This window comes from Enterobacter sp. WCHEn090032, from assembly GCF_003986875.1.
Classification (GTDB): domain Bacteria; phylum Pseudomonadota; class Gammaproteobacteria; order Enterobacterales; family Enterobacteriaceae; genus Enterobacter; species Enterobacter sichuanensis.
Window position 1 is genome coordinate 72,955 of sequence record NZ_RXRN01000008.1, and the last position, 24,793, is coordinate 97,747.

27 protein-coding genes are annotated in these 24,793 nt (G+C 55.6%); 19 read left to right on the forward strand and 8 right to left on the reverse strand.

The genetic code is table 11. From position 1 onward, the window contains the following. The first annotated feature begins 90 nt into the window (after positions 1-90). Complete coding sequence (locus EKN83_RS08775; RefSeq protein WP_025756423.1) at positions 91-573, forward strand: GNAT family N-acetyltransferase; 483 nt, start codon at positions 91-93, stop codon at positions 571-573. On the opposite strand, the gene ptrR is transcribed toward EKN83_RS08775, so the two are convergent. Beyond that, on the reverse strand, positions 527-1,405 hold the full coding sequence (gene ptrR, locus EKN83_RS08780; protein ID WP_025756424.1) for a putrescine utilization regulator PtrR: 879 nt from the start codon (positions 1,403-1,405) through the stop codon (positions 527-529). The genes EKN83_RS08775 and ptrR overlap by 47 nt on opposite strands. 98 nt (positions 1,406-1,503) lie before the next feature. Between ptrR and sad the strand changes: the two genes are divergently transcribed. From sad to EKN83_RS08825, 9 genes are all read left to right on the forward strand, one after another. Then, positions 1,504-2,892 carry a succinate-semialdehyde dehydrogenase gene (gene sad / locus EKN83_RS08785; RefSeq protein ID WP_126800702.1) on the forward strand — a complete coding sequence of 463 codons (1,389 nt, stop codon included), beginning with the start codon at positions 1,504-1,506 and terminating at the stop codon, positions 2,890-2,892. A 106-nt stretch (positions 2,893-2,998) separates the two neighbouring features. Further along, the gene (locus tag EKN83_RS08790; protein ID WP_126800703.1) at positions 2,999-4,588 is read left to right on the forward strand and encodes a methyl-accepting chemotaxis protein; all 1,590 of its coding nucleotides are present in this window, start codon (positions 2,999-3,001) and stop codon (positions 4,586-4,588) included. Positions 4,589-4,651: 63 nt separating this feature from the next. Then, entirely contained in the window at positions 4,652-5,578 is a 927-nt protein-coding gene (gene glsB, locus EKN83_RS08795; protein WP_126800704.1) for a glutaminase B, read from the forward strand. After that, positions 5,578-5,940, forward strand: a complete 363-nt coding sequence (locus EKN83_RS08800) for a DUF4186 domain-containing protein (protein ID WP_045284389.1) — start codon at positions 5,578-5,580, stop codon at positions 5,938-5,940. The genes glsB and EKN83_RS08800 overlap by 1 nt, the downstream gene beginning before the upstream one ends. Positions 5,941-6,047: 107 nt before the next feature. Further along, positions 6,048-7,493 (forward strand): GGDEF domain-containing protein, encoded by a 1,446-nt coding sequence (locus tag EKN83_RS08805; protein WP_126800705.1) that lies wholly within the window; start codon positions 6,048-6,050, stop codon positions 7,491-7,493. Positions 7,494-7,603: 110 nt separating this feature from the next. Continuing rightward, positions 7,604-8,569, forward strand: a complete 966-nt coding sequence (locus EKN83_RS08810) for a sensor domain-containing diguanylate cyclase (RefSeq protein WP_025756429.1) — start codon at positions 7,604-7,606, stop codon at positions 8,567-8,569. Positions 8,570-8,650: 81 nt separating this feature from the next. Beyond that, on the forward strand, positions 8,651-9,178 hold the full coding sequence (locus tag EKN83_RS08815; RefSeq protein ID WP_126800706.1) for a GNAT family N-acetyltransferase: 528 nt from the start codon (positions 8,651-8,653) through the stop codon (positions 9,176-9,178). Positions 9,179-9,295: 117 nt separating this feature from the next. After that, entirely contained in the window at positions 9,296-10,747 is a 1,452-nt protein-coding gene (locus EKN83_RS08820; protein WP_126800707.1) for a tagaturonate reductase, read from the forward strand. Positions 10,748-10,948: 201 nt separating this feature from the next. After that, entirely contained in the window at positions 10,949-11,863 is a 915-nt protein-coding gene (locus EKN83_RS08825; RefSeq protein ID WP_025756432.1) for a bestrophin family protein, read from the forward strand. Here EKN83_RS08825 and EKN83_RS08830 read toward each other — a convergent pair. Further along, positions 11,851-12,399, reverse strand: a complete 549-nt coding sequence (locus EKN83_RS08830) for a GNAT family N-acetyltransferase (RefSeq protein WP_025756433.1) — start codon at positions 12,397-12,399, stop codon at positions 11,851-11,853. The two genes, EKN83_RS08825 and EKN83_RS08830, sit on opposite strands and share 13 nt — an antisense overlap. 117 nt (positions 12,400-12,516) lie before the next feature. On the opposite strand from EKN83_RS08830, the gene EKN83_RS08835 reads away from it, so the two are divergent. From EKN83_RS08835 to EKN83_RS08865, 7 genes are all read left to right on the forward strand, one after another. Beyond that, positions 12,517-13,044: a hypothetical protein gene (locus EKN83_RS08835; RefSeq protein ID WP_126800708.1), complete on the forward strand. Its 528-nt coding sequence runs from the start codon at positions 12,517-12,519 to the stop codon at positions 13,042-13,044. Positions 13,045-13,053: 9 nt separating this feature from the next. After that, a complete protein-coding gene (locus tag EKN83_RS08840; RefSeq protein WP_025756435.1) occupies positions 13,054-13,524 on the forward strand; it encodes a GNAT family N-acetyltransferase in 471 nt (156 codons plus the stop codon). A gap of 12 nt (positions 13,525-13,536) precedes the next feature. Next, positions 13,537-13,977, forward strand: coding sequence for a GNAT family N-acetyltransferase (locus EKN83_RS08845; RefSeq protein ID WP_126800709.1), 441 nt, complete (start codon positions 13,537-13,539; stop codon positions 13,975-13,977). Positions 13,978-14,122: 145 nt separating this feature from the next. After that, positions 14,123-15,118 carry an alpha/beta fold hydrolase gene (locus EKN83_RS08850; protein ID WP_126800710.1) on the forward strand — a complete coding sequence of 332 codons (996 nt, stop codon included), beginning with the start codon at positions 14,123-14,125 and terminating at the stop codon, positions 15,116-15,118. A 44-nt stretch (positions 15,119-15,162) separates the two neighbouring features. Next, the gene (locus EKN83_RS08855) at positions 15,163-15,903 is read left to right on the forward strand and encodes a response regulator (protein ID WP_025756438.1); all 741 of its coding nucleotides are present in this window, start codon (positions 15,163-15,165) and stop codon (positions 15,901-15,903) included. Continuing rightward, the gene (locus tag EKN83_RS08860; RefSeq protein WP_126800711.1) at positions 15,900-17,198 is read left to right on the forward strand and encodes an ATP-binding protein; all 1,299 of its coding nucleotides are present in this window, start codon (positions 15,900-15,902) and stop codon (positions 17,196-17,198) included. The genes EKN83_RS08855 and EKN83_RS08860 overlap by 4 nt, the downstream gene beginning before the upstream one ends. 134 nt (positions 17,199-17,332) lie before the next feature. Beyond that, positions 17,333-18,523, forward strand: a complete 1,191-nt coding sequence (locus EKN83_RS08865; RefSeq protein WP_126800712.1) for a cytochrome c biogenesis protein/redoxin — start codon at positions 17,333-17,335, stop codon at positions 18,521-18,523. Positions 18,524-18,528: 5 nt separating this feature from the next. On the opposite strand, the gene tam is transcribed toward EKN83_RS08865, so the two are convergent. Then, positions 18,529-19,287 (reverse strand): trans-aconitate 2-methyltransferase, encoded by a 759-nt coding sequence (gene tam, locus EKN83_RS08870; protein WP_095448934.1) that lies wholly within the window; start codon positions 19,285-19,287, stop codon positions 18,529-18,531. 83 nt (positions 19,288-19,370) lie between these two features. Continuing rightward, positions 19,371-19,955 carry an NUDIX domain-containing protein gene (locus tag EKN83_RS08875; protein ID WP_025756442.1) on the reverse strand — a complete coding sequence of 195 codons (585 nt, stop codon included), beginning with the start codon at positions 19,953-19,955 and terminating at the stop codon, positions 19,371-19,373. Between the two features lie 86 nt (positions 19,956-20,041). Between EKN83_RS08875 and EKN83_RS08880 the strand changes: the two genes are divergently transcribed. Continuing rightward, positions 20,042-20,809 carry a DeoR/GlpR family DNA-binding transcription regulator gene (locus EKN83_RS08880; RefSeq protein WP_126800765.1) on the forward strand — a complete coding sequence of 256 codons (768 nt, stop codon included), beginning with the start codon at positions 20,042-20,044 and terminating at the stop codon, positions 20,807-20,809. 12 nt (positions 20,810-20,821) lie between these two features. On the opposite strand, the gene EKN83_RS08885 is transcribed toward EKN83_RS08880, so the two are convergent. From EKN83_RS08885 to EKN83_RS08895, 3 genes are all read right to left on the reverse strand, one after another. Next, positions 20,822-21,193, reverse strand: a complete 372-nt coding sequence (locus EKN83_RS08885; RefSeq protein WP_025756444.1) for a VOC family protein — start codon at positions 21,191-21,193, stop codon at positions 20,822-20,824. Positions 21,194-21,287: 94 nt separating this feature from the next. Then, positions 21,288-21,731, reverse strand: coding sequence for a PACE efflux transporter (locus tag EKN83_RS08890; protein ID WP_025756445.1), 444 nt, complete (start codon positions 21,729-21,731; stop codon positions 21,288-21,290). An 81-nt stretch (positions 21,732-21,812) separates the two neighbouring features. After that, positions 21,813-22,064 (reverse strand): hypothetical protein, encoded by a 252-nt coding sequence (locus tag EKN83_RS08895; RefSeq protein ID WP_312845065.1) that lies wholly within the window; start codon positions 22,062-22,064, stop codon positions 21,813-21,815. 643 nt (positions 22,065-22,707) lie between these two features. Here EKN83_RS08895 and EKN83_RS08900 point away from each other — a divergent pair. Beyond that, positions 22,708-23,745 (forward strand): aldo/keto reductase, encoded by a 1,038-nt coding sequence (locus EKN83_RS08900; RefSeq protein WP_126800713.1) that lies wholly within the window; start codon positions 22,708-22,710, stop codon positions 23,743-23,745. Positions 23,746-23,796: 51 nt separating this feature from the next. Here EKN83_RS08900 and EKN83_RS08905 read toward each other — a convergent pair whose 3' ends face one another. Then, a complete protein-coding gene (locus EKN83_RS08905) occupies positions 23,797-24,741 on the reverse strand; it encodes an SMP-30/gluconolactonase/LRE family protein (RefSeq protein WP_025756451.1) in 945 nt (314 codons plus the stop codon). Positions 24,742-24,793 lie beyond the last annotated feature (52 nt).

Here is a 24,793-nt window from a genome sequence, read left to right on the forward strand (position 1 = left end):
TGACGCGATAAGTAAATACTATGAAGCCCCCTGGCAGGCCTGCGCTATGTTGAAAGGCTATATTGCAAGAACAATAGCAAGGAGCCTGCCATGTATTCCATTACCTCTGAATCTGCGCATCACCCGGATATCCTCACACTGATTGCGGCGCTTGACCGCTATCAGAGCGAACTCTATCCCGCCGAAAGTAACCATCTGCTCGACCTGTCTGTGCTTGCGGAAGACTCGCTTATCCTGATGATCATCCGCGACCCGCAGCTGAAGGCCGTCGGCTGCGGGGCCATCGTGCTCAACGGTGACGGCACGGGAGAGATGAAGCGGGTCTATATCGATCCGGCTCATCGCGGCCAACATCTCGGCGAAACGCTGCTGGCCGCCCTGGAAGATGAGGCTCTGAGCCGTCATTGCCATACGGTACGGCTGGAGACGGGCATCAAACAGCACGCCGCGGTGCGTCTTTATGAACAGTGCGGATACGAAATGCGCCCGGCGTTTGCCCCGTACGTTGACGATCCGCTCAGCCTGTTTATGGAGAAGGCGCTGGTTGCAGACGTTCGTTTAGCAGCGCTATAAAGGCTTCCAGCTGGCGGGTCATCGCCCCGCGTCGCCACACCAGCCAGGTGGTGAGCCAGCGCCAGTTCTCCGCCAGCGGCCAGGCCTCAATCTGATGATGCCCTGGCATACTCTCCAGCATCGAGCGCGGCATCAGCGCGATGCCCGCACCGGCAATCACGCAGGCGAGCATCCCGTGATAGGACTCCATCTCGTGAATACGGCCAGGGGTGGCTCTGTCCGCATGAAACCAGCTCTCCAGATGCCGACGGTACGAGCAGTTTGCGCGAAAGGCGTAAACATCGCTGCCGCTGACCTGCGCGGCGCGTGAGACTTCCGCCTGTCCGGCCGGCGTGACCAGCATCATCTCTTCCCGGTAAACCGGCATGCCCTCCAGCTCCGGGTGCGACAGGGGCCCGTCAACAAAGGCGGCGCTTAAGGTTCCCTCCAGCACGCCATCAATCATGGTTCCGGATGGCCCGGTAGAGAGGGCAAACTGGATACGCGGGTAGCGCTGGTTAAACTGCGCCAGCGTCTCCGGAATGCGCACCGCGGCAGTACTCTCCAGCGCGCCGAGGGCAAATAGCCCCTGCGGCTCATCACCCGCCACGACCATCCGCGCTTCATCCACCAGCGCCAGGATCTGCTTGCTGTAGCGCAGGAAGTTATGACCGGCGGGGGATAACCGCAAACGCTGGTTCTCACGAATAAACAGCTCAACGCCGAGGTCGGCCTCCAGCTGACGGATGCGGGTGGTGAGATTAGACGGCACGCGATGCACCTTCTGCGCCGCCTGGGTGATACTGCCCGTCAGCGCGACGGCGTTAAACATTTCAAGCTGGGTTAAGTCCATGGCATTCTCGTTTCGTGAATAAGGTGGTTAGTATTATTCATTTTTAAGAAATAGCAGAGTGAGCCACAATCAATCAACCGAAATACGTGGAGAACACCATGACTTATTCATCTGCAACACATGCCTTCTCTGTTAACCCGGCCAACGGGGAAACCCTCGCCGCGTATCCGTGGGCGACGCCGGAAGAGGTTGACCACGCCATTTCTCAGTCAGACGCGGCATATCGCCAGTGGCGTCGTGAAAGCGTTGCCCTCCGGGCGCAGAAGCTGCGCGATCTCGGTGCCGCGCTGCGAAACCGCGCGGAAGAGATGGCGCAGACGATTTCCCGTGAGATGGGCAAACCCATCCTGCAGGCGCGGGCGGAAGTCACAAAATCCGCTGCGCTGTGCGACTGGTATGCCGAACATGGCCCGGCGATGCTGCGCGCAGAACCCACGCTGGTGGAAAATGATAATGCGGTTATCGAATATCGTCCTCTGGGGCCGATCCTCGCGGTGATGCCGTGGAACTTCCCCCTCTGGCAGGTGCTGCGCGGTGCTGTGCCGATCCTGCTGGCAGGAAACAGTTATCTGCTCAAACACGCGCCAAACGTGCTCGGCTCGGCCAGACTGATTGCGCAGATAGCGGCCGAGGCCGGTATTCCGGAAGGCGTTTTTGGCTGGGTGAATGCCACCAATGAGGGCGTCAGTCAGGCGATTAACGACAGTCGTATTGCTGCGGTGACCGTCACTGGCAGCGTGCGTGCCGGTGCAGCGATTGGCGCCCAGGCCGGGGCTGCGCTGAAAAAATGCGTGCTTGAACTGGGCGGCTCTGACCCGTTCATCGTCCTCAACGATGCCGACCTCGATCTTGCCGTAAAGGCGGCGGTAGCGGGGCGCTACCAGAATACCGGACAGGTGTGCGCGGCGGCAAAACGCTTCATTGTGGAAGAGGGTATTGCGGATGCCTTTACCCAACGCTTTGTCGATGCGGTTGCTGCGCTGAAGCTGGGCGCTCCGGACCAGGAAGAGAACTACCTGGGCCCGATGGCGCGTTATGACCTGCGGGACGAACTGCATCAACAGGTGCAGGCTACGCTGGCCGAAGGGGCAACGTTGCTGCTGGGCGGAGAGAAAATCAGCGGTGAGGGTAATTACTACGCCCCGACCGTACTCGGCAATGTGACGCCTGAGATGACGGCTTTCCGTCAGGAGTTGTTTGGTCCGGTCGCGGCCATTACGGTTGCGAAAGACGCGGAGCATGCCCTGCTGCTTGCCAACGACAGCGATTTTGGTCTGTCTGCCACCGTCTTTACTGCCAGTGATGCGCAGGCTGAGAGATTCTCCCGCGAACTGGAGTGCGGCGGCGTGTTTATCAATGGCTTCAGCGCCAGCGATGCGCGCGTGGCTTTCGGTGGTGTGAAGAAAAGTGGCTTTGGCCGCGAGCTTTCCCACTTTGGGCTGCACGAGTTCTGCAACGTGCAGACGGTGTGGAAGGATCGCGTGTAATTTTTCGGCCCTCACCACGAGGGCCGTTGTCATTTCACTGCAATGGTTCTGTCATTTTCATCTCGTAGACTCGCTCGCGTCTAACGTATTGTTAATGAAGAAAATTATGAACCTAACGCAAATTTTTCGCCGTATTGCGCAGCGTCTCATCCCCCGTCAGTTTGGTCTGCTGACGGGCATCTTTTGCATCATCGGCCTTTTCTCCGCGCTGCAGCTCTCCTCGTCATTTCTGCTTAATGCCTCCCTGAACGAAGCCCAGCGCAACGAGCAGCGCAATCTGCTGGCCTGGCAGCAGCAAAGTAAGCTGGATTTGGCCCGCGTCTCACTGCTCGCAGCAAGCGATCTGCTTAACCGCTCCGGCGTCTGGTTTATGCAGGATAAAGAGACCGGCTCCGACGGTAGCTGGCACAGCCTGATGGATGAGGCGCAAAAGGCACTGACGGTGTCTCAGCAGGCGTGGAAAGCCTGGCTGGCGCTGAATCCGCCGAAAGACGACGCCCTGGTGAACAGCTATCAGCTCTTCTACGGCGCGATCCAGGAGCAGGCTGACGGTCTGCTTAAAACCAACACCATCGATGCCTTTTTTGCGGTACCGGCTCAGGCTTTTCAGAGTGACTTTAATGACAACTATGCCCGCTATCAGCAGGCAAGCGAGAGGCAGGCCGTACAGGGCCGACAGACCTTAATGGCGCAGCTCTCCGGGCTGCAAACGCTGTTCCTGTTTGCACCGGTACTGTTACTGGCCATCGCCGTTGCCGTCTGGTTTGGCATGGCCAGATGGGTTATTACGCCGCTGCGCCGGCTTATTGCACATATCAACCAGCTGGCGGCGGGGGACCTCTGTGGCACGCCGCCGGATGTCAGGTGCTTTAACCGGGAAGTCGGGCAACTGAGCGACAGTATCACCACGATGCAGCACGGTCTGCAGCAGCTGGTGACGCAGGTTAGCCATGCCACGGCCACCATGGTGGAGAATATTGACGCCCTGGCGCAGGGTAACCAGAAGCTGTATCAGCAGTCGGCACGTCAGGCGAAAGAGCTTGAGGATGTTACGGCGCATATCGCGGCGCTGGAAACCCATGTAGAAGGCAATACCGGCTATGCCCGGCTTGCCAGCTCGCGGGCGGATGAGGCGCGTCAGGCGGCGGAGGGCGGTGACCAGATGATGTCGACGGTGAATGCGTCTATGCAGGCGATCGTCGACCGATCCTCCGAGATGCGCGGGATCGTGGCGATGATCGACAGCGTGGCGTTTCAGACGAACATCCTGGCACTGAACGCCGCTATCGAGGCTGCCCATGCCGGAAACCAGGGGCGCGGTTTTGCCGTCGTCGCACGGGAGGTTGGGCTGCTGGCCAGAAAGAGCAGCCACTCGACGCAGACCATCCAGGAACTGATCAACCGCTCTTTGCGGGGTATTGAAGACGGTTCCCGCGCCGTTAACCTGATGGAAGAGAATCTGCAGCAGGTCACCGGTCTGGTGGGTAATTTAAGCAGTTTGCTGAATGAGATCTCCACCGCCACGCTCAGCCAGGGCGAAAGTATTCATCAAATGACGCGTCAGCTTCAGGCGCTGAATCACGTCTCCCGTCAGACAGATATTCTGGTCTCGGACGCCTCGGAGGCCTCGGAACGTCTGCAAAAGCAATCCGACATTTTATTGCAGGCCGTTTCGCGTTTTCGTCTTAGCGCCTGACGCAATACATAAGCCTCTGTTATACTCGCAGCCCGTTTTAGCCTGAGGGCAAGGAGCAAAAGAGTGGCTGCGGTCATCCATAATGAGATGCTGGACGAGATTCTGGCGCAGGTTCGTCCGTTATTGGGAAAGGGGAAGGTTGCCGACTATATTCCGGCCCTTGCCTCGGTCAGCGGGAATAAGCTGGGCATTGCTATCTGTACCATTGACGGACAGCGATACCAGGCCGGTGATGCGACTGAACGTTTTTCCATTCAGTCCATTTCTAAGGTGCTGAGTCTGGTGGCGGCGATGCGCCAGTATGAGGAAGACGAGATCTGGCAGCGCGTGGGCAAAGACCCCTCCGGCCAGCCGTTTAACTCACTGCTTCAGCTCGAACTCGAAAAGGGTAAGCCGCGCAACCCCTTTATCAACGCCGGGGCGCTGGTGGTCTGCGATATGCTGCAAAGCCGCCTCAGCGCACCGCGCCAGCGCATGCTTGAGATTGTTCGTCAGCTTTCAGGCGTTGAAGACATTGCCTACGATACGGTGGTGGCGCGCTCGGAGTTTGAGCACTCTGCCCGTAACGCGGCCATCGCGTGGCTGATGAAATCCTTCGGTAATTTTCATAACGATGTGGCCACCGTACTGCAAAACTACTTCCATTACTGCGCCCTGAAGATGAGCTGTGTTGAACTGGCTCAGACGTTCCTGTTCCTGGCGCACCAGGGGCACGCACCGCATCTGGATCAGGAGGTGGTCTCGCCCCTTCAGGCGCGTCAGGTTAACGCCCTGATGGCAACCAGCGGGATGTATCAAAACGCCGGGGAATTTGCCTGGCGTGTCGGCCTTCCGGCGAAATCGGGCGTTGGCGGCGGAGTCGTCGCGGTTGTACCGCATGAAATGGCGATTGCGGTCTGGAGCCCGGAGCTGGATGAAACGGGGAATTCCCTTGCGGGTGTGGCGGTGCTGGAGAAGCTGACCCAGCGTCTGGGACGTTCCGTTTACTGATGTCTGACCTGGATCCTCTCTTTTCCCGCCTGGCGCGATCGACATTTCGCTCGCGCTTTCGCTTAGGCGAGAAAGAACGCCGCTACTGCTGGGACAAAGGCCCCGAAACCATTGACCAGCATGCCGCTGATTTTGTCGAAAAGCGGCTTGCGTCTGCACACCCCGCAAACGACGGCAAACAGACTCCCATGCGTGGTCATCCGGTGTTTATCGCCCAGCATGCCACGGCCACCTGCTGTCGGGGCTGTCTGGCTAAGTGGCACAACATTCCGTCGGGTGTTCCGCTGACGGCGCAACAGCAGCAATACATCGTCAGCGTGATCCACCACTGGCTGGTGCGCCAGATGAACGCCCAGATTTGACGAGTTATGATCCCGTTGTAATTGTGTTATAGATGCATCCTAAGTGAGCCCCGATCATGCTGACGACCGCAATAATTGCCATGCGTTATCATAGGGAATGATATTTAATGCGTTCTGCTCTTACCGCTTTCAGGCTGTTCCAGGTTGATACGCCGCTGCGAAATGGATCGACGATTTTTCTTCTCACCACCTTGTTCTATTTTGTGGGGGCGGAATTACGGCTGGTTGAGGCTTTGTCGCTGTTCTGGCCGCTGAATGGCGTCATGGCGGGGATCTTCGCCCGTTATGTGTACCTCAATCGCCTGCATTACTATGCGGTGTGCTATGTCGCCATGCTGCTGTACGACGCGCTGACCACCAACTGGGGCATGGCCTCGGTGGTGATCAACCTGTCAAATATGATCTTTATTGTCGTGGTTGCCGTGCTGATTCAGCGCGACAAGCGGTTAATGAAGAAAACCCCCGATCCGCTTAACGCGTTACGCCTGTTTAACTACTGCCTGGTTGCCGCGCTGCTTTGTGCGTTGCTCGGCGCGGTGGGGTCGGTCGGTATAGACAGTCATACCTTCTGGCCGCTGTTTGCCGACTGGTTCAGCGAGCAGTTCTCAACCGGCGTGCTGGTGGTGCCGTGTATGCTGACGGTAGGCATGCCCGTGCGTGAGTTCAGGTTCCGTCTGGAGCAGATTCTGCCGGTTATAGCGCTGATGATCTCGGTGGCCGCCTCGGTGGTGATTGGCGGGGCGGGAAGTCTCGCCTTTCCGCTGCCTGCGCTTATCTGGTGTGCGGTCCGTTACCCGTTGCCCGTGACCTGCCTGCTGACCTTTATCACCGGCGCCACGGAAATCATTCTGGTTGCGAATTCGGTGATCAATATTGCCGTGGCGACGCCATTTATCACCCCCATGATGTTCTCGGCCCGGCTGGGTATTGCCACGATGGCGATCTGTCCGGTGATGGTTTCCGTGAGCATGGCGGCCATTAATTCCCTGATCCGCCAGGTTTCACTGCGGGCGGATTATGACTTCTTAACCCATGTCTATTCGCGTTCCGGGCTGTATGAAGCGTTAAAACATGAAGAGACGCACCGCCATTCACGTTTTCTGACCGTGATGCTGCTGGATATTGATTACTTCAAAAGCATTAACGATAACTACGGCCACGAGTGTGGGGATCGCGTGCTGGCGTCGTTTGCCCGCCAGGTTCAGCAGGTGGTTGGCGAAGACGGGATGGTCGCGCGGATGGGGGGAGAAGAGTTCGCGGTGGTGGTTAACTCCGGTGACGCACAACACGGCTATGCGCTGGCGGAACGGATCCGCGCTACCGTGGCCAGTCACCCTTTTACATGGCGGCAGCAAACGCTCTCTCTGACGGTCAGTATTGGCCTCGGAAGCGGAAAGGCTGAGGCATGGCAATTGACCGAGGTCTTCAACACGTTGATGGCCGAAGCGGACGACTATCTCTATCGTTCAAAAAAAGCGGGTCGAAATCGTACCAGCGCCCGGGTGGCGGACGCGCAAATGGCCACCCCCGGGCATGAAACAGAGCTGCGTTAATCGTCATAAGGCATTGACGTGAATAGTAAGCGGCTTAACAGGATGTCAGAACACTGACAATGTCACTGTTTAAGCTACGCTTTGAGTAACGCTTTACGTCAGGAGACATTATGAAAGCACCTGCAACCCCTGAAAATGAAACAGACAGACTGAACTCCCTGCGTGAATCGGGTCTGCTGGAGATCGACAGTTCCCCGGCGTTTGACCGGCTCACTCGCCTGGCGAAGCGCTTTTTCCAGGTGCCGCTGGCGATGGTCAATCTCATTGATGAGCATTCGCTCATCGTGAAGTCGGCCGACGGGCAGGCACCCGACACCGTTCCGCGTAATATCTCGTTTTGTGGCCATACGATCCTGACTGAGGCCCCGCTGGTGGTGGGGGATATGCTCCAGGACGATCGTTTTGCGGATAATCCGCTGGTGGCCGGTGAACCACGCGTGCGTTTTTATGCAGGCTTCCCGCTGCGCTTGCGTGATGGCGCAAGTGTCGGCTCGTTGTGTCTGATTGATTACGCGCCGCGTGAGTTCTCCGCAGCCGATCTTGCCGTGCTGGGAGACCTGGGCGCGCTGGCGGAAGATGAATTTGCCGCAATTAGCGCGGCGACCACGGATGAGTTAACCGGATTATTCAACCGTCGGGGCTTTAATCAGCTGGTAAGGTTTACCCTTTCCGTTGCAAGACGCCGGGCAGAGCCGTTGACGCTCGGCTGGCTGGATTTAGATCACTTTAAGGAGATTAACGATCGTTACGGCCACGAAGAAGGGGACAAGGCGCTAAAAACCATGGCGCAGCTGATGCGTGCCTCTTTCCGTGAGGCGGATCTGCTGGTGCGTTTTGGTGGGGACGAATTCGCGGTGCTGTTCGCGGATACTGACGAGCAAGGCGCCTGGATTGCCATGCAGTATCTTGTTGAGCAGGTGGAAAACTATAACGCCCGCAAATTACACCCCTGGTCGCTGCAGTTCTCCTGGGGGCTGAGCGAGTTCGATCATAATGGTAATGACCTCCAGCAGTGGCTCAAGGACGCTGATGAAAAGATGTATGCCATGAAACAGCAGCGCCAGCGCTCGCGGTGACATCACAAAAACCTATGTTCGATCCGTTTGCGTTAAAAAGTTGTTAAATGCAAAGTGGGGTATTCAACGTAAGGAACAACAATGAATACCTCACTGCAAATCAAAACCCTCTCCCGGGAAGCGATCCTCCTCCACCTTGATGCGCTGGCAGAAATCCTCGAAAACTGCGTCAACGGCGGAGCATCCGTCAGTTTTATGCTCCCTTTTAGCCTTGATAAGGCCCGCGCTTTCTGGCGCGGCATAGCAGAAAGCGCAGGGCGCAACGAGCGTCTCGTGCTTGCCTGTATCGACCCGCAGGACGGGGTCATTGGTACCGTTCAGCTCATCACCGACCAGCCTGAAAACCAGCCGCATCGTGGCGATGTGGCGAAGCTGCTGGTACATGAAAAAGCACGCCGCAAAGGGGCCGCGATGGCGCTTATGGAAGCGCTGGAAGTGGAGGCCAGGGCCAGAGACATATCGGTGCTGGTGCTTGATACCTCCACCGGCAGTGGGGCCGAAACGTTCTATCAGCGTGCCGGCTGGCAAAAGGTTGGCGAGATCCCGCGTTATGCGCTGATGCCGGACGGCGCCATGACCGCCACCTCCGTGTTCTATAAGTTCTTGTAATAATTTTGCACAACCGCACCGCGGATTGATCAAAACAGGGTTTCTGGTTGTTAAGTTTTGATAAGTTATCGTACCAATCTTATCAGGCTGTATGACTAATTATAAAAGGAACCCAAGGTGAACACTCTCAACCGTCGTGATTTTCCCGGTGCGCGCTATCCCGAACGTATTATTCAGTTTGGTGAGGGCAATTTTCTGCGCGCCTTCATTGACTGGCAACTCGACCTGCTTAACGAACATACCGACCTCAACGCCGGCGTGGTCATTGTTCGCCCGATTCAGAGTGACTTCCCGCCGTCATTGAATACGCAGGATGGGTTGTACACTACGATTATTCGTGGTCTGAATGAGCAGGGTGAGGCGGTGAGTGACGCCCGTCTTATCCGCTCCGTTAACCGGGAAATCAGCGTCTATGACGACTATGACGCGTTCCTGAAACTGGCCCACAATCCCGATATGCGGTTTGTATTTTCAAACACCACCGAAGCCGGTATCAGCTACCACGCGGGCGACAACTTTGACGATGCTCCGGCGGTGAGTTATCCGGCGAAGCTGACGCGGCTGCTGTTTGAGCGCTTCAGCCACTTCCACGGTGCGCCGGACAAAGGCTGGGTCATCATTCCGTGTGAGCTGATTGACTACAACGGGGAGGCGTTGCGCGTACTCGTCATGCGCTATGCGCAGGAGTGGGCACTGCCTTCCGGCTTTATTCAGTGGCTAAACGACGCCAACAGCTTCTGCTCAACGTTAGTTGACCGCATCGTGACCGGTTACCCGCGCGATGAAGCGGCCGCGCTGGAAGCGGAACTGGGTTATCACGATGGTTTCCTGGACACGGCTGAACATTTCTATCTGTTTGTGATCCAGGGCCCGGCATCTCTTGCCCGCGAGCTTCGTCTGGATAAGTACCCGTTGAACGTGCTGATTGTCGACGACATCAAGCCCTATAAAGCGCGCAAGGTTGCCATTCTGAACGGGGCGCACACAGCGCTGGTCCCGGTCGCCTTCCTGGCCGGGCTGGATACGGTAGGCGAGGCGATGAACGATGCTGAGGTGTGCGCGTTTGTCGAAAAAGCGATTTATCAGGAAATCATCCCGGTGCTTGATCTGCCGCGTGACGAGCTGGAGTCTTTCGCCAGTGCGGTAACCGGGCGTTTTCGTAATCCTTACATCAGGCACCAGCTGCTCTCCATCGCGCTTAACGGCATGACTAAATACCGCACCCGCATCCTGCCGCAACTGCTGGCAGGGCAGAAGGCAACGGGGCAATTACCGGCACGCCTGACCTTTGCCTTAGCGGCGCTGATCGCGTTTTACCGTGCGGAGCGTAACGGGGAGGGCTATCCGGTGCAGGATGATGCCGCATGGCTGGCGCGTTTCCAGCAGCTTTGGGCGCAGCACCGCGATCGGCAGCTGAGTACCCGTGCGCTGGTGCAGTCGGTGCTGAGCGTACACGAACACTGGGAACAGGACCTGACACAGGTAAGCGGGCTTGTCGACCAGGTGACGCTGGATCTGGATGCCATTCTGCTGAAGGGTATGCGCGCCGCCGTTAAACCGCTTTGCTAATGCATTCACCCGGCTTCGGCCGGGTTTAAATACGACCTTTTTAGTTACAACATACTATTTACCATGTTTTTAAAAAATCACATGCAGCACCGTGCGGTTTTCGCTAATCAGGAGAGAAAATGCAATGTCCCGTTAACAAGCTTGCAACGGTGACGGGGATCACGTTTAATAGCCTCGCTCTTTTCTTTCCTGAAACTCACTATGATCGTTCGTCCTAAACAGCACTGGCTACAACTGATTTTTGTCTGGCACGGTTCGGTACTTCCCAAGATCTATACCCGATTGCTGCTCAACTTCCTGCTCTCTATCGCCGTTATCCTGATGCTGCCGTGGTATACCTCGCTGGGTATTAAATTTACCGTGGCGCCATTCAGCATTCTCGGCGTGGCGATCGCTATCTTTCTGGGTTTCAGAAACAACGCCTGTTATTCACGCTACGTTGAAGCCCGGCTGCTCTGGGGACAGCTGATGATAGCGGCACGCTCGCTGTTTCGCGAGGTAAAAAACACCTTGCCCGACGATAAGCATCTGGGCGAATTCGTTCGACTGCAGATTGCTTTTGCCAACTGTCTGCGCATGACCCTGCGCCGGGAACTGAACGCTGAGCAACTGTCACGCTATCTCGCTGCGGATGATTTACGTAACGTCATGGACGCCAACTCACCGGCGAACCGTATTTTGCTGATCATGGGGGAGTGGCTGGCCGTGCGGCGACGTAACGGGCAACTCTCAGACATTCTATTTCACAGCCTGAATAACCGACTCAACGACATGTCCATCGTCCTTTCCGGCTGCGAGCGGATTGCGACAACGCCGGTGCCGTTTGCCTATACGCTGATTCTGCACCGCACGGTGTATCTGTTCTGCATCATGCTGCCGTTCGCGCTGGTTGTGGACCTGCACTACATGACGCCCTTCGTCTCTGCCCTGATTTCCTACACCTTTATCTCGCTGGATACCCTGGCGGAAGAGCTGGAAGATCCGTTTGGCACCGAAGATAACGACCTGCCGCTGGACGCCATCTGCAACATGATGGAGCGCGATCTGCTGCAGATGAACGATGAAGAGAACATTCCGGAAAGGCTGATGCCGGATAAGCACTATCAATTGACCTGACGGGCGTTCCACTCGTCGCGAGTGATCTCCCACAGTTCAGAATCCAGCACGCCGCTGACGTACGCTTTCTGTTCCGTTTTGATAAGCCGCATGCCGCTACTGTCTGAAATACGACGGGAGCGGCTGTTGGCGGCGGCCTTCGGCGCGCGTAAGACCGGTTTGTTCAGCGTGTTGAACCAGTAATCCGTCGCCGCAATGCTGGCCTCGCGCATATATCCCTGTCCCTGAAATTCCGGTGCCAGCCAGAATCCGCGGTTGTTATCCTCAATATCGTACAGACAGATAATACCCATCAGCGCATCCGGCACCTCGCGACGTCTTATGCTCCAGAACCAGGCAATCCCTTTTGCCATATCCGGCAGCGCCACGTTGTTAACATAATTTTCCGCGCCGTCATCCGGGTAGGGCCAGGGCACGGAAGAGACCATATAGCGGACGATCTCCCAGCGTGGATAGAGCTTTTGTATCTGGACCGCATCTTCGGCAACCAGCGGTTTTAGCAGCAAGCGTTCTGTCATGAGCGTTGGTATCGTCATCCGCCTATCTCCATATTTAAGCGTTATGCTTTTGTTTGCGTTCTGGTATTTTCATCTCTATCACATTCTGTCGAGGCGTGCTGTGGTTATTCACTACCAAAAATGGGCGAAATATAGATGCGTTTCTTGGTTCTTTTAATCGGACGGGGTTTTCAGGATCTTCTCCAGCAGGTTAAAGAGGAACGGTTTTTGTCGCGTCCCCTCAGCGAGCTTCCGCGGCAAAATCCTTATCCGGTCGCGGCATTGTTACCTCTGTTTTTGGTGGCGTTTGCGTTAAACCTTCTGCCTTTTCTCAGCACGTTGCCCGGTTTGTCCCCTTTACAGCATGCGCTGAGTTTTTTCGTACCATCATTAATCATGACTGGCGCGCTCATTGTTATCAGCGTGCTTTTGGCCCGAGGGGTGACGTCAGGATTGTTGGGGTTTATGGCAGTGTTCATACTTCTGCTGGTCATGACCTTCGTTCAGGCGCTGCTTTTCCTGTTCTCTCATGACGGGAGCCTTTGGCCACTGGTCATTGCATCCTTCGCGCTGATACTTTGTCGGAGGGTGATGAATAGCAGCGGCTTTGTGCTGTTTACCCTCTATTGTCGCACTCAGCATCTTGCCAGCGTTGCACGTGAAATCCGGTTAAAAAGCCGTTAAAGAGGTGATATGACGTTACGAAAAGCGAATCCGCAGGAAGCCGAAACACTCTGGAATATTCGCAATCAGGCGATTCGTCACGGCTGTAAAACCAGCTACGACGCGGATGTCATTGCGCGCTGGACGCCCGATCTGATGCCCGAACGCTACCGGCAGATGGTCATTGATTACCCATTTTACGTGGTGGAAGATGAAAAGGGCCACGTCGCGGCGACCGGTTATCTGGATCTGGATACCCACTGTCTGGAGGCGATATTCACCTTGCCCGCGGCAACCGGTAAAGGCATGGCGACCCGAATTATCGAGGCGCTCAAACAAGAAGCTCGCAGCCGGGGGATAACCCGCCTGACGCTCGATGCAACGCCTAACGCGTGGACGTTTTACCAGAAACTGGGCTTTGTCACGCTGAACGAAAAATATCATCACTCGCGCATGGCGGGCGCTGATTTACGCTGTTTTGAAATGGCAATCAATGTGTAATGTGAGGAACGCATGGCTGTTACGGTAAGACCTTTACGCGCAGACGATTACGCCCACTGGCGACCGCTGTGGGACGGCTATACCCATTTTTATGACTGCTACCTTGATGAGTCGGTCACGGCATCGACATGGGAAAGGGCGCTATCTGAAAGCTCACCCATGTTCTGCCGCGTGGTAGAGAAGGACAAAAAGGTCATCGGTTTTGCGATGTGCATTCTGCATGAAGGCACCTGGTCAACGGCCCCAGTCTGTTACCTTGAAGACCTGTTTGTGGATGCCTCCGAACGTGGGGCAGGAGCGGGTAAAGCACTCATTGATGCCCTGATTGAGGAAGGCAAGCGTGAAGGGTGGTCAAAACTGTATTGGGTTACCCGGGAGAACAACCCGGCGCGAAAACTCTATGACAAATACGCTGAGGCTGACGACTACGTTCGCTACCGCCTCTCGCTATAACGCTAAAACGCCTGGGTTTGTATCACACTGTATCCGCGTTGCTGATACTTACACAGGCTTGCAATAAACCCGCATTCGCACATATCCGCTATACATTGAGATGTTGTGATATCCCCGTGAATTGTACTCAACCGGAGATACCAACATGTTCAGCAAACTTGCTTACTCAACCCTCGCATTGACCGTTTCTCTTGGGACCGTGATGTCCTGTCAGGCCGAAGTCACCGGCACAAATTTTGCGGCCGCCTTTGATCATCCGCAGCAAATTAACGCCGGCGATCTAAACGTCGGTTATGTCGATATCGGCCCGAAAGAGGGTCAACCGGTCATTTTGTTACACGGCTGGCCTTACGATATTCACAGCTACGCCGAAGTCGCACCCGCGCTGGCGGCAAAAGGTTACCGCGTCATTGTGCCTTCGCTGCGTGGCTACGGCACCACGCGCTTCCTGTCAGCAAAAACGCCGCGCAACGGTCAGCCTTCGGCCATGGCGAAAGACATCGTCAACCTGATGGACGCCCTGAATATCAGACAAGCGGTATTTGCCGGATACGACTGGGGTGCCCGTACGGCAGATATCGTTGCCGCATTGTGGCCAGAGCGCGTGAAATCTCTGGTCTCGGTGAGCGGATATCTCATCAGCAGCCAGCAGATTGGTAAACAGCCGCTGCCGCCAAAAGCAGAGCAGCAGTGGTGGTATCAGTTCTATTTCGCCACCGCGCGCGGCGCACAAGGCTATGCCAAAAACACGCATGACTTCGCGCGCTTAATCTGGTCGCAGGCATCGCCCGACTGGAAATTTAGCGATGCAGTCTTTAACGCCAGCGCCAAATCCCTTGATAACCCGGATCACGTCGCGGTGACGCTCAGCAACTATCGCTGGCGGTTAGGGCTGGAAAAAGGGGAAAGGAAATACGACAGCTACGAGCGAAAACTGGCCGCCTTGCCGAACATTACCGTCCCGACCATCACCATTGAGGGCGGAAACAACGGCGCGCCGCACCCGGCACCACAGGCCTATGCATCTAAATTTACCGGTAAATATGAGCACCGGACCTTCGGGGCAACCGTGGGGCACAACCCGCCTCAGGAAGATCCGCAGGATTTCGTCAAGGCGGTTATCGACGCGGATAAGCTGTGATATGTGCTATTTTCAATACGTTACCCCTCAGTCAGGAGAGTTCGGTGGAGCATATTGATCATATCCTTGTCGTCGATGACGACAGGGATATTCGTGAACTGATTGTCGATTATCTCGGGAAATCTGGCTACCGCGCGACGGGCGCGGCCAACGGCAAAGAGATGCGCGCCGTGCTGGATAAACAGCATATCGACCTGGTGGTGCTGGATGTCATGATGCCCGGCGATGACGGACTTACGCTATGCCGACAGTTGCGCAGCGGCAAACATAAAGATCTGCCCATTCTGATGCTGACGGCGCGCAACGAAGAGACGGACAGGATCCTGGGCCTGGAAATGGGCGCGGATGACTACGTGGTGAAGCCGTTTGTCGCCCGGGAACTCCTGGCGCGCATCAAAGCCATTTTACGTCGTTTTCGCACAATGCCGCCCAATTTACAGGTAACGGAAGCAGGGCGGCTGGTGATGTTCGGTGAATGGCAGCTTGATACCGTCGCCCGCCACTTAATCGATCCTGAAGGGGTGATTGTGGCGCTCAGCGGGGCGGAGTATCGCCTGCTGCGGGTGTTCCTGGACCATCCTCAGCGCGTGCTGACCCGGGATCAGTTGCTTAACCTGACGCAGGGGCGCGACGCCGAGCTGTTTGAACGCTCAATCGACCTGCTGGTGAGCCGTGTTCGTCAGCGTCTGAATGAAGATGCCCGCACACCCGCCTATATCAAAACCGTGCGCAGCGAAGGTTATGTCTTTACCATGCCGGTGATTATTAAAGAGGCTAATGAATGAGGCTCTGGCCACGCTCGCTACTGGCCCGTTTACTGATCGTTGTGCTGACCGGTCTGCTGCTGGCGAACGCCCTGAGCCTGACGCTGGTCATGATTGAACGCATGCACAGCGCCCGCACGGTGATGCTCGGCAATCTGGAAAACGATGTCGCAACGAGCGTCGCCATTTTAGACCGGTTACCGGCCAGTGAACGCGCCGCCTGGCTTGGGCGGCTCGAACGGGGTAACTATCGGTATATCCTGGGCCGCGGGGAGCCCGGCGCCGCGCCGACGGATAAGCGTTCAAAGGATGCCATCCGCACCCTGACCGCGACGCTCGCGGCACAGTACCCGCTCAGCTTTACCGCGGTTCCAGGGGCCGTTTCCCATATTCAGGCTCATCTTACGTTACACGATGGTGCGCCGCTGACCATCGACCTGATCCCACGCATGCCGCCCGTCGCCAGCTGGCTGCCGGTGGTGCTCATCCTGCAATTGCTGCTTCTGGCGGCCTGCTCCTGGATAGCCGTGCGGCAGGTGGTGCGGCCTTTTTCGCACTTTACCCGTGCGGTGGATTCTCTGGATCCCGCGTCCAGCACGCCAATGATGGAGAAAGGGCCACTGGAGGTGCAGCGGGCAGCGCACGCCTTCAATGCGATGCAGGCGCGTATTCAGTCCTACCTGCGGGAGCGCGCACAGATTCTGGCGTCCATTTCGCACGATCTCCAGACACCCATAACCCGCATGAAATTGCGCGTCGAAATGGCCGGGGAGCCTGAACTTCGCGACAAGCTCCTGAACGATCTTGATAGCATGACGCGTCTGGTGCGGGAGGGTATTGCCTATGCCCGGTCATCAGAATCCCTGGAAGAGACCTCTCTGAAGCTGGAGCTCAACGCCTGGGTCAACAGCATCGCCTGCGATTATCAGGATATCGGTAAAAACGTGCAGTTTCAGGCAAACGAGACCCGCCTGCCGATCGTTACGCGCCCGCAGGCGCTACGACGGGTAATGACCAACCTGTTGGATAACGCTCTCAAATTCGGCGAGCGAGCCACGATTGCGATAAATGATTCGTCTGAGAGCGAGGTAGTTATTCACATTGCGGACGACGGACCGGGGATCCCCGACGCCGAGCTTGAGGCGGTGTTACAGCCATTTTATCGGGTTGAAACATCACGCAACCGCGATACCGGCGGAACGGGGCTTGGCCTGGCGATCGCCGCGCAGCTCACCGCTCAGCTTGACGGAAAGCTGAACCTGGCGAATCGCGCCGGGGGCGGGCTGCAGGTCTCCATTACGCTTCCGCGCCGTTAATTGTACGGCTTTGTATCTCCCGCTATCAGGATACAAAGCCAGACAAAACCCGTGCGTTTGCACACATCCGGAACACATCCGTACGATGAAATAGCCTCACTGCAGCGTCGCAGGACTTGTTTTGTGAGGTCACTATGTTTCTGGTAATCGCTTTTCTGGGCGGGATGATCAGCCTGCTCAGTCCATGTACGCTCCCGGTTATTCCACTCCTGTTTGCCGGTTTTCAGGGGCAGCGGCGCCATATTCTGGCGCTGCTCGCGGGGATGATCGTGATGTTCACCCTGGTCGCGATGGTCGTCACCGTCGCCAGCGACTGGATAACGCAAGCCACCCTTATCGGACGCTGGATCGCGCTCGTCATTCTGGCCGCCGCCGCGCTGGCCTTAATTTTCCCGTCCTTCGCCCAGCGCATGGCGGGCCCTGCCGTGAGCGCCGGAAACGTCCTCAACACCCGAAGTGGACAAGCGCGCGGCATGGCATCAGCGTTTCTGGCCGGGCTGGCGGTCGGGCTGCTCTGGTCTCCCTGCGCGGGGCCCATTCTGGGTGCTATTTTCAGCATTAATATCGCGGGGCATTCGGCCATCGCCACCGGCGCACTGCTGGCCGCCTATGGTAGCGGATGCGCGCTGATGCTGGGTTTGCTCGTGTTCGGCGGCCGCACGTTGATGGCACCGTTAAGCGCAAAGTCGGCACTGATGGCGAAGCTGCGCCAGGGAGCGGGTGTGGTGATGTTAGCGGCAGTCGTCCTGAATGCGACAGGGATGACTTCGCTGCTGAAAGGAGCAAACGGCGTCGCGGACCGTCTTGAGACCGCGCTGTTAAATCTGGCGAAGCCTGCGACCACGCCGGTGAAGCTCCAGCCGGTAGTCATGACCGAACCCAGCAGCCAGTTGCCTTCGCTAAGCGGTGGAACAGGGTGGATAAACGGTGACCCTGTCACGTCTGAATCATTGCGGGGGAAGGTTGTCCTGATCGATTTCTGGACGTGGGACTGTATCAACTGCCAGCATACGCTCCCCCATGTGCGGGACTGGGCCACCAAATACCAATCTCAGGGGTTGGTCGTGATTGGGGTCCATACTCCGGAATATCCGTGGGAAAAACCGCTTTCGTCGGTAAAAAATGCGGTCAATAAATGGCAACTACCGTATCGGGTGGTGACGGACAACAACTATCAAATCTGGAATGCTTTTGGCAATCAGTACTGGCCCGCACATTACTATTTTGACGCCAAAGGGCAGCTGCGCTATACCGCCTTTGGCGAAGGTGATTATGAGCAACAGGAAAAGGTTATTCAGCAGTTGCTCAAAGAAGCCCGTTCATAATCGGCTCAGGGCTGACGTTGAGCGACGATAAACAACCGGGGAAAAGCCAGCAGTATCTGCCCGTTTTCCTGGAGCGGATACTGCTCTTCCAGCAGTTCATGGTAGCGTTTCAGAAAACGTTTCTGCTCGCTCTCATTCAACTCCTGAAGCCATGGGCGTAAACCGGTGGCGCTGACCCAGTCGATAATCGCCTGGTGCGAATTCATTTTATGGAAATAGGTGGTCCGCCAGATATCTACGTCGCAACCGGCCTCCGACAGGATGTCGTAATAGGCATGTACGCCCGGCAGAGCTTCGCGGCCGCGGTCAGGGTAGTCTTGCTCGAGCGCCACTTCACGCATTGCCACATGCGTGGGTTCCAGCCAGTTGTCAGGCATCTGGATCGCCAGCACGCCGTTTAACCTGAGCTGGGAGACAAGGTGAGGCAGCAGCGTGTAATGGTCAGGAACCCATTGCAGCGACGCGTTGGCATAGATCAGGCTCAGGGGCTGAGCCGGTTTGTACTGGCGAATATCGGCCTCAACGAAGTGGCAGTCAGGTAGCGCGGCGCGTGCTTCCTCGAGCATGGCAGGGGAGTTGTCAACGCCGGTGATGTGTGCGGAAGGCCAGCGATGCCTCAGCAACGCTGTGCTGTTTCCGGGCCCGCAGCCCAGATCGGCAATGGTGGCGGCCTCATCAAGAGGAATTCTGGCGAGCAGTTCCGCGGCAGGACGCGTTCTTTCTGCGCCGTACTGCAGGTAAAGAGCAGGGTTCCAGTCGGCCATCTTCGGTTCTCCGTTTTGCATGCTTCTGCAAGAATAGCACAGGCAGACGCCTGCACCGTGGCAGGCGTCAGGAGAGCAGGCGGTTACAGAATGCCTTTCAGCGCAACATGATAAAGCAGCATGATGGTTTTCCCGTCGACTATCTTGCCGGTTTCAATGCCGCGTAGTGCCTCTTCCAGGGGCATTTCCAGCACGTCGATATCTTCTCCCTCTGCCTTGATCCCGCCGCCTGTGCCGGTTCGGTCTTTCGGCTGGTACTCGGCAACATAAAAATAGAGTTTTTCCGTGACGGAGCCCGGGCTCATATAGGCTTCAAAGATTTTCTGCACGCGAGACACGCGAAAGCCGGTCTCTTCTTCCGCTTCGGCTTTTATGCGGCTTTCGGGATCCATGTTGTCCAGTAACCCCGCCGCAGCTTCAATCAAATTATCCTCATGGCCATTAATAAACACAGGAAAGCGGAACTGGCGGGTCAGGATCACCGTCTTTTTATCGCGGTTATAGAGCAGAATCGTCGCGCCGTTGCCACGGTCGTAGACTTCACGGTGCTGCCGCTGCCATTCGCCATCACGTCGCTGCAGGTCGAAGGTGTATTTTTTAAGGACGTACCAGTTATCTGACAGCGTTTCACTGTTGATGATGCGTACATCTGCACGTTTTGATTGCACGTTTGTTCCTCCTTACGTAGAGTAATCATCATAAACAGCATTATCGTGCAGTTTCAAGATAAAACATGCAACCTCGGGAAGTCATGATGCTCACCAGTCAGCGAAAACAATTGATCCTTGAAAAACTCAGCGCCGAGGGTCAGGTCCAGTCTAAAGCGCTCAGCGTGCTCTTCGATGTTTCAGAAGACACCATCCGACGCGATTTACGCGAGCTGGCGGCAGAAGGGCGTTTACAGCGCGTGCATGGCGGCGCTCTGCCGTCATCCTCCGCCGTTGCTCCGTTTGCTGAACGCCAGTCTGTGAAAATGGATGCAAAACAACGTGTGGCCCGCAAAGGCGCGCAGCTGATTTCTTCAGGCCAGGTAGTGATCGTCGACGGTGGCACCACAACGTCGGCGCTGATTACCTTTTTACCGCCTGACCTGCGTATCACGGTGGTCACGCACAGCCCGAGTATTGCCCTGGGGCTCGTCGATCATCCGTCCATTGAGGTCATTCTGATCGGTGGCCGTTTATATAAACACTCTATTGTCGCGGTTGGCGCAGCGGCCATCGAAGGTATCGAAAATATTCACGCGGATTTGTTTTTCATGGGTGTGACCGGTATCCATCCTGACGCGGGACTAACAACCGGTGATTTTGAAGAGGCATGCATCAAACGAGCATTTTCCGCCAGAGCCGCCGAGACGGTAGTCCTGGCGTCTCCGGAAAAGATAAACGCTGCTTCATCGTTCGTCATCGGGGACGTGTCTTCGGTAAACACTATCGTCGTTGAAGACAATACCGATAAGAACTGGATCCGCGCGGTATCGGCTAAAGGAGTATCCGTGGTGCTAGCCTCAGGGCATGAGTGAAGAAGCGTTGAGCTACACGCTCTGCGGCGCATGGCACACCGCCTCGATGTTATGACCATCAGGCGCGATGACGAAAGCGGCATAGTAGTGTTCGCTGTACGGGCGTAATCCCGGTCCACCGTTATCCCGTCCGCCGGCGCGCAGGGCAGCATGATAAAACGCATCGACTTGCTGACGGGTATTAGCAACAAACGCCAGATGAAGCGGCGCCGGTTTTTCCGGTGTCTGGTAAAGGCAGAGCGAAACGTCACCTGAACTCATTTCGACACCGTAGTCTGGCGTACCTTCATCAATGAGTTCCACCCCAAGCGGCTTTAGCGCCTCCAGGAAGAACGTTTTACTTTTTTCATAATCACTCACGCCGAATTTAACATGATCAAACATTGTCGACTCCTGAAAAGATGTAGAGAAATTAAGAGTATAGAAGGCGAGTGGAGTCGCATGCTTTCAGGAGCGTGTCATTGTGACGGATATCTCGCTACACGGCAGAGCGTTTCCGTCCGACCCATATCCAGCGAAGGTAGTCATAAAGCCAGTTAAACAGCATCGTGTATGGCAGGAAAAACAGCACCAGACCGATTTCAACAAAAAATGCCTCAGTCATGGTTAAATTCAGCATCACCATCGCGACAGGGATTAAGGTGACGATCAGTCCAGTTTCAAAACCAACCGCATGGATTGCACGAACGAGGAAGGTTCGTTGAAACTGGCGTTTTTTCTGCAGCGAGTCAAAGAGTTTATTAAACACAAAATTCCAGGCCGTTGCGGTAAGTGCAGATATTACGGACAGCGAGCCGGACTGGAGAACCGACACGTTCATCAGCCAGGCAAGCGACAAGGCGATGATAACGTTGGCCGTCACTTCAAAAATGACGGCATGAAAGATTCGCTCTTTAAAGCTCTTATCCAGTTCAATTTCCATTTGTTCAGGGCTGTATTTATCAAAAGCTTAAGTATATCAGACATCTTTCAATCCTCTCTAAACGAGGAAGTTGAAGTTATGTTAAATACAACCCTGACCCGCTAATGTGGAATGCACGGCATCGATAAGAGGGGTCTGCGGCTCATGGCCTAAAAAAGCAATCAGTTTTGAATTATCCATCTCAACCGTCTGCTCCCATAGGTAGCGCATCTCCTGCATCTCACGCAGTGTGGTGTTAAAGGGACTCATCGCGGAGACCAGCCACCAGGGAAACATTTTCACTTTCGCCTTAATCCCGGCACGCTCTGCGGCTAATGTTATGGCTGCGGCCATTGTTGTTCCATCAGGATCCCAGTGCCCGTGCATGTGGAAACGGGAAAACGGTTCAAGCTTATCTAAGGCAAACAACTGAGGTAAATGCTTTTGTATTTATAAAGAAAGAAAAGTGAACGCGAGGTAACGGAACGGAGAGTTCATCCTGAGAAGTGTTTACGCTGACGTTTGCTGAAACCGATCCGACCGCAAATCCGGGATTTATGCATACAGCGAGTTGTCCATTCGAGAGAGTGTTTGCGGCAGCTAAGACACTGGCCGCACGAAACCTGCATAAACGTTGAGCCAGGATACGGAGTGGTAAAGAACTTACAGGATGGTGAGCGATAGCCATTGATGGGGTCCATACAAGCCACAAGAACCTCTATGTTTGAGCAATTCCTCATTGGTGCGCATAATGTATATTATGTTAAATAGGCTTTATAGGTATCATACCATGTTGTGAATTTTCAGGTCCCCCTTTTATTCCATTAGGTCTGTCGTACTGCGTTAAATGATTTCAGGAATGATGATATGAATAACGATTACGCCCATTAGTGAAAAAAGCTCACAACACCATTCGATGGCGCATGCTGGTTCCCTTCATGTCAGTGCAATACCCTGTTGTATACAGAATTGCTGGCAATAAAAGAAGGAACACAGAATGAAGTATGTGAATCTGGGTCGTAGCGGTTTGAAAGTCTCCCGTCTTTGCCTCGGGTGTATGAGCTATGGTGAACCTGAACGCCTGCCTCAACCCTGGTCCCTGGATGAAAAGGCGTCACGGCCACTCATCCGTCAGGCGCTTGAAGCAGGCATTAATTTTTTTGATACCGCGAATATCTACTCGGGCGGAAGTTCTGAAGAGATCACAGGAAAAGCGCTGAGAGAAATGGCCAGACGCGATGAGATCGTTGTGGCGACAAAGACCTTCTTTCCGTGGCGCAACTCCCCAAATACCGGGTTTCTTTCCCGCAAGGCCACTTTTCAGTCTATTGACGATAGCCTGATGCGCTTAGGCATGGATTACGTGGATCTCTTTCAGATTCACCGCTTTGACCACTCTACGCCTGTTGAAGAGACCATGGAGGCTCTGCATGACCTCGTTAAATCAGGAAAAGTACGTTACATCGGCGCATCATCTATGGAAGCCTGGCGCTTTGCAAAAATGCAGCATACGGCAGAGCGTAACGGCTGGACCCGATTTATTACGATGCAACCGCAATACAACCTGCTTTACCGGGAAGAAGAGCGCGAGATGCTGCCCCTGTGTGAAGACCAGGGCGTTGGTGTGATCCCCTGGAGTCCGATGGCACGCGGCAGGCTCACGCGCGACTGGAGTGTCACGTCCCGACGAACGCAAAACGATGCCTTTGCATTAAAAATGTACGAGAACGCAGCCCTTCTGGATAAGCCCGTTATTGATGTTGTTGCCAGAATTGCCGAAAAGCACGATGTGCCAAGAGCTCATGTCGCAATTGCATGGTTGTTATCAAAAACGGTCATCACAGCCCCGATCATTGGCGCGACCAAACCAGAACATCTTTCCACGGCTATCAGCGCACTGGACTTTTCACTTAGCGATGCTGAAATCACGGAACTCGAGGCACTCTATCTGCCGCACCCCGTCGACGGGATCATTCCCCCGCTTCCGGATACGCCCCCTTCGCTCACGCCGCCTTCAGCAATACAGGACTGTTAATGCCCTACCCTGGCCCGGCGTTGCCGGGTCCCCCAGGACACTCATGCCCGGTCACTGATGTGAAAAGGGAAGCGGTGCCGGCGCGAATGCGCCCGATCGAAAAATCATCGCTCCACCAGGTTCGTTCCCGCTGTTGGTGACAATGAACAACTCGTGATGTCCGGGTCGGATCGCCAGGCTTGTCGATTTAAGGTTACGACCTTTGTCGCGGTCAGGCAGCACAATTTGCCCAATCGGCAGTCCGTTGCGGTTGAAGACCATGACGCGCCCCTGGCCTGAGATGGCCACATATACATTGCCTTCGCTGTCGACACGGGCCCCATCTGGAGCCGGCCCGGTGAACTGATAGGTAACAACCGAACCAAAGGGGGCAATCGTGGTGGCGTCTGACAATCTTACGCGATGAAGCCTGTTTTTAGCGTGTTCTGTGGCCCATATCTGAGAGCCGGCGGAGTCAATCGCTATGCCGTTCCCGACCGCGAGTCCAGGCAGGATGGTATGAATTGACCCGACGTTGGGACTAACGTAGAACACCCCACCCTGTGGATCGGCTGAATTTCCCCGGCTGTCAGTAAAATAAAATCCGCCCTGATTATCAAAGACCAGGTCGTTGACAAGAAATCCAGCATCAGGAGCAACAACCATCTGCTCACGGGTGCCGTCGGGTTCGATAGCCCGGACTGAACCTCGCTGCATATCGCCCACCGACGCAATAAAGATCCGTCCATCCTTGTGTACCGCCAGGCCGGAAGCACCGAATGTATTCCCCTTAAGTACAATGGAAAGCTGCCGCTCCGGGGTGAGCTTAAACACGCGTCCCGTCGCCACATCAACAAACAGCAGGTTATTGTTCCGATCGAACACAGCCCCTTCGAGCACAAGCGCCCCCTCTGAAACGCTGAAGTACGGCTGGGCCTCCACGGTCTGAAGAGAACGCTCGCAGGGCGGGATGGGGACGGCACTGTGGGTAAGCGCGTTATGATTTAGTCCATTCATGTGGTTTATCCCCGGCAATAGCACTGAGGGAGACTTTACCTGCAGTCTCCCT

Excerpts from the sequence above, each read along its gene's own strand:
- EKN83_RS08775 (WP_025756423.1), top strand. The coding sequence starts at position 91 with ATGTATTCCATTACCTCTGAATCTGCGCATCACCCGGATATCCTCACA.
- ptrR (WP_025756424.1), bottom strand. The coding sequence starts at position 1,405 with ATGGACTTAACCCAGCTTGAAATGTTTAACGCCGTCGCGCTGACGGGC.
- sad (WP_126800702.1), top strand. The coding sequence starts at position 1,504 with ATGACTTATTCATCTGCAACACATGCCTTCTCTGTTAACCCGGCCAAC.
- EKN83_RS08790 (WP_126800703.1), top strand. The coding sequence starts at position 2,999 with ATGAACCTAACGCAAATTTTTCGCCGTATTGCGCAGCGTCTCATCCCC.
- EKN83_RS08800 (WP_045284389.1), top strand. The coding sequence starts at position 5,578 with ATGTCTGACCTGGATCCTCTCTTTTCCCGCCTGGCGCGATCGACATTT.
- EKN83_RS08805 (WP_126800705.1), top strand. The coding sequence starts at position 6,048 with ATGCGTTCTGCTCTTACCGCTTTCAGGCTGTTCCAGGTTGATACGCCG.
- EKN83_RS08810 (WP_025756429.1), top strand. The coding sequence starts at position 7,604 with ATGAAAGCACCTGCAACCCCTGAAAATGAAACAGACAGACTGAACTCC.
- EKN83_RS08815 (WP_126800706.1), top strand. The coding sequence starts at position 8,651 with ATGAATACCTCACTGCAAATCAAAACCCTCTCCCGGGAAGCGATCCTC.
- EKN83_RS08825 (WP_025756432.1), top strand. The coding sequence starts at position 10,949 with ATGATCGTTCGTCCTAAACAGCACTGGCTACAACTGATTTTTGTCTGG.
- EKN83_RS08830 (WP_025756433.1), bottom strand. The coding sequence starts at position 12,399 with ATGACGATACCAACGCTCATGACAGAACGCTTGCTGCTAAAACCGCTG.
- EKN83_RS08835 (WP_126800708.1), top strand. The coding sequence starts at position 12,517 with ATGCGTTTCTTGGTTCTTTTAATCGGACGGGGTTTTCAGGATCTTCTC.
- EKN83_RS08840 (WP_025756435.1), top strand. The coding sequence starts at position 13,054 with ATGACGTTACGAAAAGCGAATCCGCAGGAAGCCGAAACACTCTGGAAT.
- EKN83_RS08845 (WP_126800709.1), top strand. The coding sequence starts at position 13,537 with ATGGCTGTTACGGTAAGACCTTTACGCGCAGACGATTACGCCCACTGG.
- EKN83_RS08850 (WP_126800710.1), top strand. The coding sequence starts at position 14,123 with ATGTTCAGCAAACTTGCTTACTCAACCCTCGCATTGACCGTTTCTCTT.
- EKN83_RS08860 (WP_126800711.1), top strand. The coding sequence starts at position 15,900 with ATGAGGCTCTGGCCACGCTCGCTACTGGCCCGTTTACTGATCGTTGTG.
- EKN83_RS08865 (WP_126800712.1), top strand. The coding sequence starts at position 17,333 with ATGTTTCTGGTAATCGCTTTTCTGGGCGGGATGATCAGCCTGCTCAGT.
- tam (WP_095448934.1), bottom strand. The coding sequence starts at position 19,287 with ATGGCCGACTGGAACCCTGCTCTTTACCTGCAGTACGGCGCAGAAAGA.
- EKN83_RS08880 (WP_126800765.1), top strand. The coding sequence starts at position 20,042 with ATGCTCACCAGTCAGCGAAAACAATTGATCCTTGAAAAACTCAGCGCC.
- EKN83_RS08885 (WP_025756444.1), bottom strand. The coding sequence starts at position 21,193 with ATGTTTGATCATGTTAAATTCGGCGTGAGTGATTATGAAAAAAGTAAA.
- EKN83_RS08890 (WP_025756445.1), bottom strand. The coding sequence starts at position 21,731 with ATGGAAATTGAACTGGATAAGAGCTTTAAAGAGCGAATCTTTCATGCC.
- EKN83_RS08895 (WP_312845065.1), bottom strand. The coding sequence starts at position 22,064 with ATGGCCGCAGCCATAACATTAGCCGCAGAGCGTGCCGGGATTAAGGCG.
- EKN83_RS08900 (WP_126800713.1), top strand. The coding sequence starts at position 22,708 with ATGAAGTATGTGAATCTGGGTCGTAGCGGTTTGAAAGTCTCCCGTCTT.
- EKN83_RS08905 (WP_025756451.1), bottom strand. The coding sequence starts at position 24,741 with ATGAATGGACTAAATCATAACGCGCTTACCCACAGTGCCGTCCCCATC.